11 protein-coding genes are annotated in these 13,795 nt (G+C 52.9%); 7 read left to right on the top strand and 4 right to left on the bottom strand.

The window, feature by feature from the left end:
• Positions 1-204: 204 nt before the first annotated feature.
• Both ACTU44_RS06595 and ACTU44_RS06590 read left to right on the top strand, forming a co-directional pair.
• Positions 205-1,041: a DUF2189 domain-containing protein gene (locus ACTU44_RS06595; protein WP_114099536.1), complete on the top strand. Its 837-nt coding sequence runs from the start codon at positions 205-207 to the stop codon at positions 1,039-1,041.
• Positions 1,042-1,306: 265 nt separating this feature from the next.
• A complete protein-coding gene (locus ACTU44_RS06590) occupies positions 1,307-2,395 on the top strand; it encodes a lipid A deacylase LpxR family protein (protein WP_114099537.1) in 1,089 nt (362 codons plus the stop codon).
• A gap of 56 nt (positions 2,396-2,451) precedes the next feature.
• On the opposite strand, the gene ACTU44_RS06585 is transcribed toward ACTU44_RS06590, so the two are convergent.
• Positions 2,452-3,855, bottom strand: coding sequence for an FAD-linked oxidase C-terminal domain-containing protein (locus ACTU44_RS06585; RefSeq protein ID WP_462096998.1), 1,404 nt, complete (start codon positions 3,853-3,855; stop codon positions 2,452-2,454).
• Between the two features lie 254 nt (positions 3,856-4,109).
• Between ACTU44_RS06585 and ACTU44_RS06580 the strand changes: the two genes are divergently transcribed.
• The gene (locus tag ACTU44_RS06580; protein WP_462096997.1) at positions 4,110-6,953 is read left to right on the top strand and encodes a glycine betaine ABC transporter substrate-binding protein; all 2,844 of its coding nucleotides are present in this window, start codon (positions 4,110-4,112) and stop codon (positions 6,951-6,953) included.
• 54 nt (positions 6,954-7,007) lie between these two features.
• On the opposite strand, the gene ACTU44_RS06575 is transcribed toward ACTU44_RS06580, so the two are convergent.
• The gene (locus tag ACTU44_RS06575) at positions 7,008-7,715 is read right to left on the bottom strand and encodes a TIGR00266 family protein (protein WP_114099540.1); all 708 of its coding nucleotides are present in this window, start codon (positions 7,713-7,715) and stop codon (positions 7,008-7,010) included.
• Between the two features lie 228 nt (positions 7,716-7,943).
• Here ACTU44_RS06575 and ACTU44_RS06570 point away from each other — a divergent pair, with 228 nt between their 5' ends.
• The 4 genes from ACTU44_RS06570 to ACTU44_RS06555 all read left to right on the top strand — a co-directional run bounded on the left by ACTU44_RS06570 (position 7,944) and on the right by ACTU44_RS06555 (position 11,565).
• Entirely contained in the window at positions 7,944-9,338 is a 1,395-nt protein-coding gene (locus ACTU44_RS06570; protein WP_462096996.1) for a branched-chain amino acid ABC transporter permease, read from the top strand.
• 78 nt (positions 9,339-9,416) lie between these two features.
• On the top strand, positions 9,417-10,412 hold the full coding sequence (locus tag ACTU44_RS06565; RefSeq protein ID WP_462096995.1) for a sensor domain-containing diguanylate cyclase: 996 nt from the start codon (positions 9,417-9,419) through the stop codon (positions 10,410-10,412).
• A gap of 144 nt (positions 10,413-10,556) precedes the next feature.
• Complete coding sequence (locus ACTU44_RS06560) at positions 10,557-11,033, top strand: GNAT family N-acetyltransferase (RefSeq protein ID WP_336080309.1); 477 nt, start codon at positions 10,557-10,559, stop codon at positions 11,031-11,033.
• Positions 11,034-11,196: 163 nt separating this feature from the next.
• Complete coding sequence (locus ACTU44_RS06555; RefSeq protein ID WP_114099629.1) at positions 11,197-11,565, top strand: DUF4870 family protein; 369 nt, start codon at positions 11,197-11,199, stop codon at positions 11,563-11,565.
• Between the two features lie 65 nt (positions 11,566-11,630).
• Here ACTU44_RS06555 and ACTU44_RS06550 read toward each other — a convergent pair whose 3' ends face one another.
• Both ACTU44_RS06550 and ACTU44_RS06545 read right to left on the bottom strand, forming a co-directional pair.
• Positions 11,631-11,984 carry a VOC family protein gene (locus tag ACTU44_RS06550; RefSeq protein ID WP_462096994.1) on the bottom strand — a complete coding sequence of 118 codons (354 nt, stop codon included), beginning with the start codon at positions 11,982-11,984 and terminating at the stop codon, positions 11,631-11,633.
• Between the two features lie 14 nt (positions 11,985-11,998).
• Positions 11,999-13,780: an FMN-binding glutamate synthase family protein gene (locus ACTU44_RS06545; RefSeq protein ID WP_462096993.1), complete on the bottom strand. Its 1,782-nt coding sequence runs from the start codon at positions 13,778-13,780 to the stop codon at positions 11,999-12,001.
• Between the last annotated feature and the right edge of the window lie 15 nt (positions 13,781-13,795).

Genomic DNA, 13,795 nt, shown 5'->3' with positions numbered 1-13,795 from the left:
AAGTAAAAACAACTCCGTAATTAACGGAAAGAACAGCCCAATTCAGATTGATGCGCATGGGTTGCTTCCGGATACGGCGGGCAAAGCCAACAGGACGCTAGAAATCCCTGATTAAAATGATACATTTTACAAAACAACAAATTCAATCCTGACTTTCATTTCTGCCGAAAGTTTGGCGCGCTTCAAGGCGACAGGGAGGATAAAATGGCCGAGACAATAATCGAAACCCCGGAAAACACGGTCGAACCAAGCCTGCATGGCATCACCATCCGCACCATCACAACAGACCAGTCCGGCTCCTGGTTGCAGGCCGGATGGCGCGACTTCAAACAAACACCGGCCATTGGCCTGACCTATGGTGCTTTTTGCGTTATTGCCGGATGGCTTGTTGTGCTGAGTATCTTTCAAACCGGCCAACCCTATCTGACATTGCCACTGGCCGCCGGGTTCATGCTGCTGGCCCCGCTGGTTGCGGTTGGCCTGTATGAAACCAGCCGGCGGCTTGAGATGGGTGAAAATGTCACCATCTGGCACAGTCTGAACGGTTTCCGACGCAATCCCGGTCAGATCGGGGCCATCGGCGTTGTCCTGATGCTGTTCTTTCTGGCCTGGACGCGTATTGCGATGCTGCTTTTTGCATTGTTTTACAACGGCACGATGCCGTCACTTGATGTCCTGATCTGGGAAACATTCTTTTCACGTGATGCCATGACCTTCCTGATCACTGGCAGCATCCTTGGCGGGGCACTGGCATTCATTGTCTTTGCCATATCGGTTGTCTCGATCCCGCTTCTGGTGGATCGCGACGTTGATGTGATCAGTGCCGTGATTATCAGCGTAAATGCGTTTCGCAAGAACTGGAAAGTTCTGGTCGGCTGGGCTGCTGTGATTGCCATTCTGGCTGCATGCGGCATGGTTGTCCTGATGTTCGGACTGGCCGTTATCATGCCACTTCTGGGCTATTCAAGCTGGCATGCCTATCGCGGAATCGTAGATACCAGCCAGTCTGACGTCCCCCGTTTGCGTCGTCAGGTACCATGACCGCCAGCCACAGCGATAAGGAACACAAACGCCGCCCCGACCGGGCGGCGTTTTCATGTCCGCCGTTCGATCACATTCTGTCATTCGTCGTATTGTTGGAACAATCCGTGCGACGGAGTGTTTAGTCATCACCCGCTGTTGTGTGATGTCATGGAACCAAATAGAGTTCTGGAAATCCCGCCACAAATTGTCCAAATTCTGTCGTCAACAGTGAGCCTGCAAACCCTATTCCTGCAACCATCTGCGTTCATGAGATAAGTTAACCATGTATCAGGCTCCGGCAGTGCGTCATGTTGTCGCCCTTTCAACCTCTCTGATTGCCTTTATGGCCGGAATGGGTGTTGCATATGCACAGACCAATACCGCCGATGGTCCACAATCAACCCGCACACCTGACCAGAAATGGGGGGTATCCCTATCCGTCGAGAACGATCTGTTTACGCCAAGCAACAGTGATCAGCATTATACAAACGGCGTGCGCCTTGCCTTTGTGTCACCAGAAGACAGCGCCCCGGCTGCGTTTCTGAATGTCGCCAAACAGATTCCGTTTTTTGCATCCGACGGACGCATCCGCACCAGCTATTCGCTGGGACAAACCATGTATACCCCTGATGACATTACGATTGCGGAAAACCAGCCCAACGACCGCCCCTGGGCCGGAATGCTGTATGGCACCGCCGGACTTTTGTCAGATACCGGACTTCGTAGCGATGATGGCGAAAGCAACTATTCGCGGATCGACACACTGGAACTGACACTGGGTGTCGTCGGACCGGCATCCCTTGCCGATAAAACCCAGGACTTTGTCCACAAGGTCATTGACAGTCCCCGCCCCAAAGGCTGGGACAACCAGATCAAAAACGAGCCGATTATCGGCCTGACCTATGAACGGAAATATCGCAGCTGGTTTGAAGCAGACATTGCCGGGATCGAATTTGATGCGACCCCGCATGGCGCCGTCACCCTTGGCAACGCCTTTACCAATGCGGAACTTGGGACCATGTTCCGCATGGGTTTTGACCTTCCTGCCGATTATGGGCCGCCACGCATTCGACCGAGTCTTCCGGGGTCCGATTTCTTTGTTCCGGACACCGAAGGGTTCCCGATAAGCGGCTATCTTTTTGCCGGGTTTGCCGGGCGCTATGTGCTGCGCGATATCACCCTTGACGGCAATACTTTTGCCGATAGCGCATCGGTCGACAAGGAGCCGCTGGTCGGCGATCTTCAGATCGGTTTTGCGGTCATTGTAGGTCAGGCGCGCCTGACCTACACCCATGTTTATCGCACCCCGGAATTCACCGCCCAAAGTGGTGCGGACCAGTTCGGGTCGCTGTCCCTGTCATTTCGCTTTTAACAAAAAACGGGGCCATCGGGCCCCGTTTTTCAATACATTTCAAATTGTATGATGATTTAAAGACCCGGAATCAACTTACCGGGATTCATCAGACCTTTCGGATCGATTGCCGCCTTGATGGCACGCATCAGCGCAATCGTATCCTCGCCATGTTCGGTCACCATGAAATCAAGCTTGCCATAGCCGATACCATGTTCACCCGTGCAGGTACCACCAAGTTTCAGGGCACGTTCGACCATGCGCCTATGCAGACGGTTGGCTTCTTCCATTTGTGCCGGATCTTCGGGATCAAGCAGGATCAGGGTGTGGAAATTGCCATCCCCGACATGACCAATGATGGTGCAGGTCAGCGGGCTCGCATCACAATCGGCACGGGTTTCTGAAATGGCCTCGGCCAGTCTTGAAATCGGCACACAGACATCGGTCGGCATGCCAGCCTTGCCCGGCTCCAGCTGCAGCGATGCATAATAGGCCTTGTGACGCGCAGCCCAAAGCTTGTTACGATCTTCCTGACGGGTGGCCCACTGGAATTCCTCGGCACCATATTCTTCTGCAACCGACTGCACAAACTCGGCTTGTTCCTTGACCCCGGCCTCGGTGCCATGGAATTCAAAGAACAGTGTCGGTGCTTCCTTATGGTCCAGCTTCGAATAGTTATTGACCGCACGTACCTGCAATTCATCAAGAAACTCGATACGTGCAACCGGAATACCGGCCTGAATGGTCAGGATTACCGTATCAACAGCCGCATCCACAGTCGGGAAGGCGCAAACAGCCGCTGACATGGCTTCGGGGATACCGTAAAGCTTCAAGCCGATCTCGGTAATAACGCCAAGGGTGCCTTCTGATCCGACAAACAGCCGGGTCAGATCATAACCCGCCGACGATTTGCGCGCACGGTTAGCTGTCTTGATGATTTTGCCATCCGGTGTCACCACGGTCAGGCTTAATACGTTTTCACGCATGGTGCCGTAACGAACCGCATTCGTCCCCGACGCGCGGGTCGCTGTCATGCCCCCGATTGAAGCATTGGCACCCGGATCAATCGGGAAGAACAAACCCGTGTCACGCAAATGCTCGTTAAGCTGTTCACGGGTCACACCGGCCTGAACCCGACAATCGAGATCGGCTTCGTTGACCTCGATGATCGCATCCATACGTGACAGATCAATGCAGATACCACCGCGCAGGGCTGCAACATGGCCTTCAAGTGATGAACCGGTACCAAACGGCACAATCGGAACTTCATGTGCTGCACACAGCTTGACGACTTCAGCAACTTCTTCGGTCGAGGTTGCAAAAACAACCGCATCAGGTGGAGACGCCTCATGCCAGCTTTCATCCTTGCCATGCTGTTCGAGTACGGCAGCCGCCGTTGAAAGACGATCCCCCAGCATTTCGCGCAGCGCGCTGATCAGGCTTTCGGGGGTTTCGATGCGTTCATATTTGCGATCTGACATGATGTTATTCTTTGGCCTTTAGTTCCTGGTGGCAGTCGGAAAACCGGTTTGTCCTATGCGGGGCCCAAGCCAGTCCCCCGCGACAAGGGGTTTCTACCTTACGCCGGGATCCCCGAAATTGGTATTACCTTTTGCGCATTCCTGCAATTTTGACATTTTTTCCCCTCAGGGGTTGAGCCCTGAGGACAATCCAATATTTTGGAAGATCGAAATGAATTCAGCGATCTAGCATCCGATACCCTCAGGAGAACGCCATGGTTCGGCAATTTGCCACGTGGACATACAAACAGCCACTTGTTCTCATGGTCCTGTCGGTCGGCCTGTGGATGCTGTATCCCCCGGTCGTCAACCATCTTGTTGACCAGATCGGAATGTTTCAGGTCGCCGCAATGGCGCACAGCTTTGCTGCTGTTTCGACCCTGATATTTGCGTTCATTGTCTTTCGCCGTCAAATAGCACATCTGGGCAGGGTTTTACTTTCCCGTACCCGTTTCCGTCTGCTTGCCCTGCCCACGCTGACTTCCGGACTGATGATTTGTCTTAATCATCTTCTGTTGTACGGGGCTTTGAAATCGTCGTCTGATTTTGACGTGGTTGCCATTCTGGTTTTTGAAACCTGGCCGATCCTGTTTCTCTATATCGATACGGCCTACCGGAACAAGACCGGCAAGATCACGGTAAATGACTATATTTTCTCGGGCGCGGCGTTCGCTGGGTTTGTCCTTCTGACGGCACCAAATATGGACTTTGCCGACTGGATCCTGCTTGAAGGCGAAATGTTCAAGACCATTGGCCTTGCCTTCCTTGGCGGCATCGCAATGGCGACCAACTGCCTGTTTCGCATGAAATGTATGGATGGCTGGAAACAGGTTTCTGACGAAGAAAATCTTGCCCTAAGTAACTTCAAAAAGGGTCTGTTGACTGAGACCTTTGCCAGAAGCCTTGCTGCACCACTGTTCCTTGTTGCCCTGTTTGTCAGTGAACCGCAGCTTGTCGATATCGATCTGTTCAATATGTTCCAGATTGCCTGTGTTGGCATCTTCATTCTTGCCATTGGCAGCCTGCTTTATGACCTGTCGGTGTTTCAGGCGGAAAATGCATCGGTCGGCATTCTTTGGTACCTGATGCCGATCGGATCGGTCATTATTCTGGCGCTTGTTGATAGCCGCCTGCTGACCCAGTACGAGGCAGTCGCCTCTGTGCTGATTGTTTCATCGAATATTTTCCTGGCTCTTAAATATCCGCTGAAGTCGTCGCTGCTGTTCCTGTTTATTGCTATCTGCCTGATCGGGATCTGGCTTCTGGTCGTTCCTGTGGCAACCATCGACAATTACTACGACCTGCTTGCTGTATCGACTGTCTTCTTTGTTCTGCTTGCAACCTTTGCGCTTGAACGATCCACATCCCTCAACCGCGAACGCGAGGACCTTTTGGGGGATTTCCGCCAGAAGCTGATGGCGATTTGCGAACAGAGCGAACACAAAGTGGCTCGACTGAGCCATTTCAGCCTGCTGCGCGAATACAGCCTGATCCATCTTCATACATTCTTGCGCGCCTTTGACGATGTTCGGGTATTGGGGAAAACGCAGGAACATACAGAAACACTAAAGTCTTCCATTCTTCCGGCCTATTCCAAATCCGATGAAAACCGTGAACAGGTACTTGAGCTGTTTCGGATCGGCGACAAGATGCTCACCCTTGAAAGTGACCGGATCACACCGGGCGAATATGTGATCCTGATTTTGCTGGGTGCGACCAACGTTCTGTTTTCGCTGATCTTCCGGCCCGAAACATTATCGGCATCGCTGTTTGCAATGATCGTCGCTACATCAATGATCTATCTTTTGCTGATCATCCATGACCGCGACAAATACACGCAAATCCGGCGGGATCATGCCCTGCAATGCAGGAGTATCCTGCAATATATCGACAAACTCGCAGGTGAACCCGCCGACAGGGCCGACAAAGCTCCCGATACCAAGCCAGATATTTCGCAACAGATTATCAACACACTGAAATCAAAATCCTTCGACATTGATACCGGCCCGGCAATTTATTGGGTCTTTGCGGTGTTTTCATTTCTGGTTGGCGGATTTGGCTACGGGTTCCTCTATCAATCCTTTGAAAAGAACCCGATGCCCGAAACGTCACCGCTTGCCATTCTGGGTACACAGGGACGCAGCGAAATTGATATCGCCCTGCTTGACTGGCCCTCGGCTGAGATCAAGGCCCATATCCTGGCCAATATCATCGAAGAATATATTCACCGGTCTGCAAACCTGATCAGCAGCGCAAATGATCAGGCTTTCCGCGAAATGAGTGACTCTGATGGTCGCATCGACATCCATCCGGAAATCTGGGTTCAGAACAATCCGAGGCTGATCCGTCGATATGTCCGGGCATTTGGCACCGTCAAACTCAGCACCAACCGGGTCGCAGGGAAACAGGGGTTGTGCTATGCGGGATTTGATAATGCTGCGGCAGGGCCTCTAACCATCAAGGACCTGAAAAATCCCGCTATATCTGGACAGTTTGACATGTCCGGTGATGGCAAAGGCGATATCTGGGTCGGAGATGAAGGATGGGCATCATCGGAAATTGAACGTGAACGGCTTGGCGCATATGGCCTGAACGAACTCTATGATTTCAGGGAATTTGATTACCAGATCCTGAGCACACTGGTGCAACGCAATGCTCTGACCAAACGGCCATCCCTGTTCTTCTGCTATTACCCCGACACGATTTTCACCCGTGCCGACGTTACCTTCATCAGGTCCGACAGTCATGATCCCGAAATATGGCAACAGATCATGAATGGTGATCAGACGTCATTGAACCGGGCAGGCACAAGCTGGCCTGACACAGACATTCGTCTTGCCTATCGTCAGGCGCTGGCAAACGATCTTCCCGAGCTTTCCAACCTGCTTGAGAATTTTGTTATCCCGAATGATGAACTTGTTGAATTGTTGTCCCGTCTTCGCGATGGCGCAACCGCCAGCGCCCTTGCCCGTCAGTGGGTTGATGCGAATGGCGACCTCATTCTTGAATGGTTGACAGGTTTCAACCTCAGAACCCCGGACAACCAGCAGGCCGGATAATGCAATTGCAGGCGGGGACGCCTTCGCGCCCCTGCCTGCAGTAATCGCGTCGCTTTATCCCTTATTACGATCCTGTGGCAAAGCCGCTGCGATACGATCTGCAAGCCGTGAGAATGGCAGGCTTTGCAGCCATACTGTCCCCGGTCCTTCAAGGGTCGTGACAAAAAGCCCCTCACCACCAAACAGTGCGTTGGTAAAGCCGCCCACAAACTTGATCGAATAATCGATGGACGGTGTCATGGCGACCAGTGCGCCGGTATCAACACGCAATGTCTGACCGGGTTGCAAATCCTTGCGAATGATCGTGCCCCCCGCATGCATGAAGGCCATGCCATCCCCGCGCAAACGCTGCAGAATAAAACCCTCGCCACCAAACAGACCCGCGCCAAGTTTCTTGGAAAAGGCGATATCAATATCAATTCCGGCTGCGGCACACAGAAACGCATCTTTCTGACAGATGATTTCCCCACCATGTTCGACAAGATCAAGTGGCACGACCTTGCCCGGATAGGGGGCGGCAAAGGCGACATGTCCCTTGCCGGATCCTTCATGAACAAAGCTTGTGATAAAGAACCCTTCGCCGGTCAGCATGCGCTTGAAACCGGAAAACAGGCCACCGCCCGTTCCGGTCTGCATGGCAATGCCATCGCCCATATACATCATGGCCCCTGCTTCGGCCCGGACACCCTCGCCCGGATCAAGTTCGATCTCAACCAACTGCATTTCTTCGCCATGGATCGTATAGTCGATCACGTCTGCCATGCGGGCGTCTCCTGTTTCGAGTTTGATCTGGTTAATTGCGGCAAGTCTGAAACCAGTTGCCCCTGATCGCAAGAAAAAGGGGCAATAATCCGTCAAGGAATGTGATCACGTTCTTGTAAAAAGCTTAAAATCAAGCAGGATATGACATCACCAACTCCGCCGGGGGATTGCGTGCGTCAACTGCTGAGGATTTTACATCATTGGCGTTTGGTCTTGCTGATGCCGTTAATGGCCATCGGCCTCATGGCCTGTCAGCCTGAAAATCCCTGGAATTTCAATATCTGCCGAATTGCCCTGCCTGGGATCGAAGATGACGTTTCGAAAATCCGCCTTTTGACCCGGTTTGATGAGATTGAAGACCCGACGCACATTACCCTGCGCTATCAGATCCTTCTTGATCCGTCCCCATCCTTCATTCCCAAGACCCACTCATCGGTTCCTCCGACATCCTTACCGATACATCGTTTGACCTGTCAGTTTGCGGCAGCCGAAATGCCCAACAGTCCCGGCATCCTGATCGGGATTGAGACCAGTCGATATGGCACGATCTCGCCGACCCATCTGTCGATCCTCAACCGCTTCTGGCTTGATCGGGTTGGAAGTTACGCGTTGGAACGATATGAGAATGCCGACCGGCACGGATTGATGGCCAATGTTCCCGACATCCGATCGAGACTGGCCTATGGTGTTCAGTTGGCGATCAACGGATTGTCGCGCGGGGCGATTTACGGATTGCTTGCCCTGTCATTTACCCTGATTTACGGGCTGATCGGGCGCATCAATCTGGCCTTTGGCGAGATCGTCATGACAGCGGCCCTTTCGACCGTCATCACGGGATTGTTGCTGTCATCAAGGATCGGCTGGAACATTGTCCCGATCGTGACCGCTGCGACCCTGATTGCAATGTTTGTCGGAACCGGGCTTAGTCATCTGACATGGCGGAATGTGTTCGGCCCGCTGGGACGCAAGGCCGCAGGAGGCCGGGCGATCGTTGTCGCATCACTCGGATGCGTTTTATTCATTCAGGAATTTGTCCGGATCATCATTTCGGCGCGGAATTTCAATCTGCCGCCACTTTGGCAATATTCATTTCCGGTCCTGCGCAGTGACCACTTTGTCGTACGCGTTCTCGGATTTGATGTTCTGTCGATTGGCATGGCAGTTTTGGTCGGCATTGGCCTGATCTGGTTGATGGCCAGAACCCGGTTTGGTCGGCAATGGCGGGCAATCAGTCAGGACCGGATTGCCGCGAGCCTGTGCGGCGTGTCCCTGCAACGCATTGAAAGTCAATCATTTGTACTGGCGGGATTCTTGTGTGGTATTACTGGTGCGATAATGGCATTGCGTTATGGCGTGATTAACTTTCATTCCGGTACACTTTTCGGATTCAAGGCACTGGTTGCGGCCATTCTGGGCGGGATCGGGCAGATGCGCGGGGCTTGGCTTGGTGGTTTTGTCATTGGCCTGACCGAGGCATTCTGGTCTGGATATTTTGGCGGGGCCTATCGCGACGTTGCCGTTTTCGGATTGCTTGCTGCCATTCTTGTTCTCCGGCCCGGCGGGCTTTTGGGGGTAAATGATGGAAAAGACAGCTTGTTCTCGCCGCGCATTAGACAAATATGAAAATAACAAACCCGAACGAAAGCCACAAAGCGGGCTTGGATAACCGGGCTGTATAAGACAAAGGCGGTCAGAATGGTCATGCTCAAAACAGTCGACTGGCTCACACAGGACGAGGCGATGCAGGCATCCCTCGACAAGTGGCAGCGCGTTGTCGATCTGATGACCCGATTGCTGGGTGCAACGGCCGGTTATGTGATCGAGTATAATGAAAATCTTGGCTATCTATCCGCACTCACCAGCCAGAACCCCGAAAATCCCAATCCCAAGGTTTCGCTTATTCCCCAGCCAGCAAACTCGAACCTTTATTGCCGACGGGTCGTCATGACCAAGGCCGCCTTTTACGAACCGGATTCAACGGACAAACCCGAATGGACCGATAACCCCGACCGTGTCGATGATGGATATATATCCTATTTGGGGATGCCGCTTTTATGGCCGAATGGATCGGTCTTTGGCACCCTTTGCGTTTTTGACACCAATCCGACCGGCTATGATCAGACCCAGCAGGAATTGATGGAGGTCTTTCGCGATCTGATCGAAGCGGACCTGCGCCTGTATGAACAGTTCGAAATCATGCGCAACCTGTCGATGAGCGATCCCTTGACCGGCCTGAATAACCGCGCCGGGTTCGAATTGCTTGCCCACCAGAAAATCAGGATCGCCAAACGATATCACCACAATATCGGGATCATCTTCATTGATCTCGACAATATGAAACACTGGAATGACGATTACGGACATGCTGCCGGGGACGCCGCCTTGCGTGCTGTTGGTGATGCCATCACCGAAAGCATCCGCGAGGTGGATATTTGCGGCCGGATTGGCGGGGATGAATTTGCAGTTCTGGGCTATGTGCGCAATCGCGGGGATCTCACAACAATCATTGCGCGCGTACGCAACGCCCTTAGCCAGGTCAAACTGACTGTACCAACATCAAAATCCCCGATCCGCGAAACCCCGCAAATCAGTTCGGGCGCATCTGTCTTCTTTGAACCGCTTAACCAAAGTCTTGAGGACATGATGGCGGTTGCTGATCTGGAAATGTATCGCGACAAGCGTAACCGTCAGCGATAGCAGCCTTTCGCATATTTCGTATGGTAATTTGAAAAATTGTCACACCATCTTTCATCCATTAACGACATGGTATGAATTTTGGCCCAGACTGCGTGCCAGGGTCTTGGAACCCGCAAAATAGAATAACGCATACGAGCATAAAAAATGCAGATCCGCAAAGGCACTGCCGACGACCTTCCGTTCATCCGCGACCTTACCAAACGCGCAACTGACTCAACATATTTCATCGACGGCATGGGCGATTCTGCGGCCAGTCTGGTCGCGCACTATGTCGAAAAATCGACCGGTGTCTTTGAGCTTGCCCTTGGCAGTTCCAATCACACGGTCTATGTCGCCACCAAGGACGACACCCTTCTGGGCTATGTAATTGCCATCCATGATGTTCCTGAAATCGACTGGATCATGGTCGATCCGGCATCCCATGGCAGTGGTGCAGGCAAGGCATTGATGATCGCAGCCCTTGATGCGCTGGCCGAAAAAGGTGCACGCACCAATGTACGCCTGACAGTCGTTGCCCATAATGAACGCGCCAAGGCCTTTTACCGCAAATTCGGCTTCCTTGTGACTGGCCCGGTGCCCGATCGCGATATCCCGACTGTGGAAATGCAGCGCGCTGCCTGACTTAACAGAAACTGCGCTAACCCGCTTTGTCAAAACCGTATAAAAATCCGCTTTTGCAAAGTCTTATCTTGCAAAAGCGGACAGTTCCCTGCCAAATATATTTGCACGCATTACGGGATTATCTTGCGCAAGCACCAAACAAAAATATATGCGGGACCATACAATGACCGACACAAACTCTGTAAGCATTGAAACCACCGGAGACGAAGGTTTCACCGGAAATATTCGTCTGATCTATATCCTTTATCTTGTCGGGATTGTGCTCCCGCTGGTGGGGCTGGTCGGTTTGATCTTTGCCTATGTGAAAAAAGGCGATGCACCGGAATGGGCGAAAACGCATTACCGTTTCCTGATCCGGACCTTCTGGATTTACATACTTTACATCGTGGTTGGCTCAATCACCTCGATGATCATCATCGGCTGGTTCATTCTGCTGGCAGCTCTGGTCTGGTTCATCATTCGCATGGTGAAGGGTCTGAACGGTCTGCGCACCGGTGTTCCCCATCCGAACCCGACCGGCTGGATGATCTGATTGCGTACCGCCTTGCATTATTGAGGTCTGAGACCAAAAGCCCGGCGATATCTGCCGGGCTTTTGTCATTTATGTTCCAGAATATTGACCAGCTTCCCGAATGGGTCCCGGACATAGAACCGCCGCACACCCCACGGCTCGTCCGCCGGACCATATTCGATCCTGATCCCGGCATAGGTCATTTTACCCAGCATTTCATCAAGGTTATCGACCTCAATGGACATTTCGGGGACCGGGGTGCCTGAGCCGCCCTCGGTGGCGAAGTTGACTTGCGTCGTCATGGTCTGACCGGCAACCGCAAAGGTTCTGATCCAGCCATGATCCATCACGGTATCAAGGCCAAGGATATCCTCGTAAAAACTTACCGCCTTGGCGATGTCGTCAACCGCGAAATTTGCAACAATGCGTTTAACAGCCATGGGAATTTCCAATCCTATTGGGCAGCTTTGCTGACTTCTTCGGTATGTCGCTTATAGGGCCCAAACGGGATTTCCTTGGGCGCAAAGGTTTCCGCAGATGCCCTGCCCCAACGCGAATGCCATTCTGCCAGTTCCGGGGTCTCGTTTTCGGCAACAAGGAAACCTTCGGGCAGGTATGGATAGGCTTCGTTGCCATCAAGAAACTCATTGTCCTTTTGGCGGACCATGAAGTGATAGGGCATGAAGTTGCGCGGATCGGTCAGGCCAGCCGCACCGGTGATTTCGGCCAGCGCATGCATGGTGTTTTTGTGGAACCGTGCGACGCGTTCGCTTTTATCCTCGGGCACCAGGGCGCGTTGGCGGATTTTATCCTGTGTCGCGATGCCCACCGGACAGCAGTTGGTGTGACAGCTTTGCGCCTGAATACAGCCCAGTGCAAACATGAAGCCGCGTGCTGCGTTACACCAGTCCGCCCCAAGGGCAAGGGTCCGCGCAATATCAAAGGCCGAAACGATTTTACCCGCGGCACCGATTTTGATCTGATCGCGAAGACCCGCCCCACGAAGGGCATTATGAACAAAGGTAAGCCCTTCCTGCATCGGCATGCCGACACGGTTGGCGAATTCAACCGGGGCAGCACCGGTACCGCCTTCCTTGCCGTCGACCACAATGAAATCAGGCGTGATACCGGTTTTGAGCATCGCCTTGACGATGGACATGAATTCACGGCGATGGCCGATACAAAGTTTAAAGCCCACCGGCTTGCCACCGGAAAGATCGCGCAGTTTGCCAATGAATTCCATCAAGCCAATCGGGGTTGAGAATGTGCTGTGTGCCGAGGGCGAAACACAGTCCAGCCCCATCGGAATGCCACGGGCCTCGGCAATTTCGGCTGTGATCTTGGCCGCGGGCAACATGCCGCCATGACCGGGCTTTGCCCCTTGGCTGAGTTTAAGCTCGATCATTTTGACCTGCGGGTCAGAGGCAGTCTTGGCAAATTTTTCCTCGGAAAATGTGCCGTCATCGTTGCGCGCACCGAAATAACCCGATGCCACCTGATAGATCAGATCACCACCGCCTTCGCGGTGATAGCGTGAAATGCTGCCTTCGCCGGTATCATGGGCAAAGCCCCCCTTTTTCGCCCCCTTGTTGAGCGCAAGGATCGCGTTGCCCGACAGCGCACCAAAACTCATGGCCGAGATATTATAAAGGCTGCAATCATAGGGCTGCTTGCAATGCGGGCCGCCAACACGCACCCGGAAATCGGTATCGGTGATGTGGGTCGGGGCGACAGAATGTGTAATCCAGGAATAGCCGGATTTATAGACATCCTCGATGGTGCCAAACGGACGTTTGTCTTCAACACCCTTGGCGCGCTGATAGACAAGGCCACGGGCCTGACGGCTGAACGGGATTTCGTCCTGATCGCTTTCCAGAAGATACTGGCGGATTTCCGGGCGGAAGCTTTCAAGGATAAAGCGGATATGCGCACTGATCGGATAGTTGCGCAGGATCGAATGCCTGGTCTGGTGCAGGTCATGAATACCGACCAGAAACAGCAAACCAAATATGACCGCTGGCACCCAGAACCAGCCATCAACCGCCCCGGCAAAAATCACGGAAATCACTGTCAAAAGCGCAACGCCGATAATGACAAAATAGCGCTGGTTCAAAATGAAGAATTTCACGGTGCTCTCATCCTGTCTGTTCAGGTCGGCCTGATTGATCCCGGATTGCCGCCCGTGCGGGCAGGCTTTGGCAACCCGATCCTTGATTGAAGCATTGCTTGTGATCATCCCTGATTTGAGCGC

This window comes from Thalassospira sp. SM2505 (assembly GCF_054901115.1).
The sequence above is the reverse complement of the archived record's forward strand: the minus strand, read 5'-3'. Positions and strand labels throughout refer to the sequence as shown.

Excerpts from the sequence above, each read along its gene's own strand:
- ACTU44_RS06595 (WP_114099536.1), top strand. The coding sequence starts at position 205 with ATGGCCGAGACAATAATCGAAACCCCGGAAAACACGGTCGAACCAAGC.
- ACTU44_RS06590 (WP_114099537.1), top strand. The coding sequence starts at position 1,307 with ATGTATCAGGCTCCGGCAGTGCGTCATGTTGTCGCCCTTTCAACCTCT.
- ACTU44_RS06585 (WP_462096998.1), bottom strand. The coding sequence starts at position 3,855 with ATGTCAGATCGCAAATATGAACGCATCGAAACCCCCGAAAGCCTGATC.
- ACTU44_RS06580 (WP_462096997.1), top strand. The coding sequence starts at position 4,110 with ATGGTTCGGCAATTTGCCACGTGGACATACAAACAGCCACTTGTTCTC.
- ACTU44_RS06575 (WP_114099540.1), bottom strand. The coding sequence starts at position 7,715 with ATGGCAGACGTGATCGACTATACGATCCATGGCGAAGAAATGCAGTTG.
- ACTU44_RS06570 (WP_462096996.1), top strand. The coding sequence starts at position 7,944 with ATGGCCATCGGCCTCATGGCCTGTCAGCCTGAAAATCCCTGGAATTTC.
- ACTU44_RS06565 (WP_462096995.1), top strand. The coding sequence starts at position 9,417 with ATGCTCAAAACAGTCGACTGGCTCACACAGGACGAGGCGATGCAGGCA.
- ACTU44_RS06560 (WP_336080309.1), top strand. The coding sequence starts at position 10,557 with ATGCAGATCCGCAAAGGCACTGCCGACGACCTTCCGTTCATCCGCGAC.
- ACTU44_RS06555 (WP_114099629.1), top strand. The coding sequence starts at position 11,197 with ATGACCGACACAAACTCTGTAAGCATTGAAACCACCGGAGACGAAGGT.
- ACTU44_RS06550 (WP_462096994.1), bottom strand. The coding sequence starts at position 11,984 with ATGGCTGTTAAACGCATTGTTGCAAATTTCGCGGTTGACGACATCGCC.
- ACTU44_RS06545 (WP_462096993.1), bottom strand. The coding sequence starts at position 13,780 with ATGATCACAAGCAATGCTTCAATCAAGGATCGGGTTGCCAAAGCCTGC.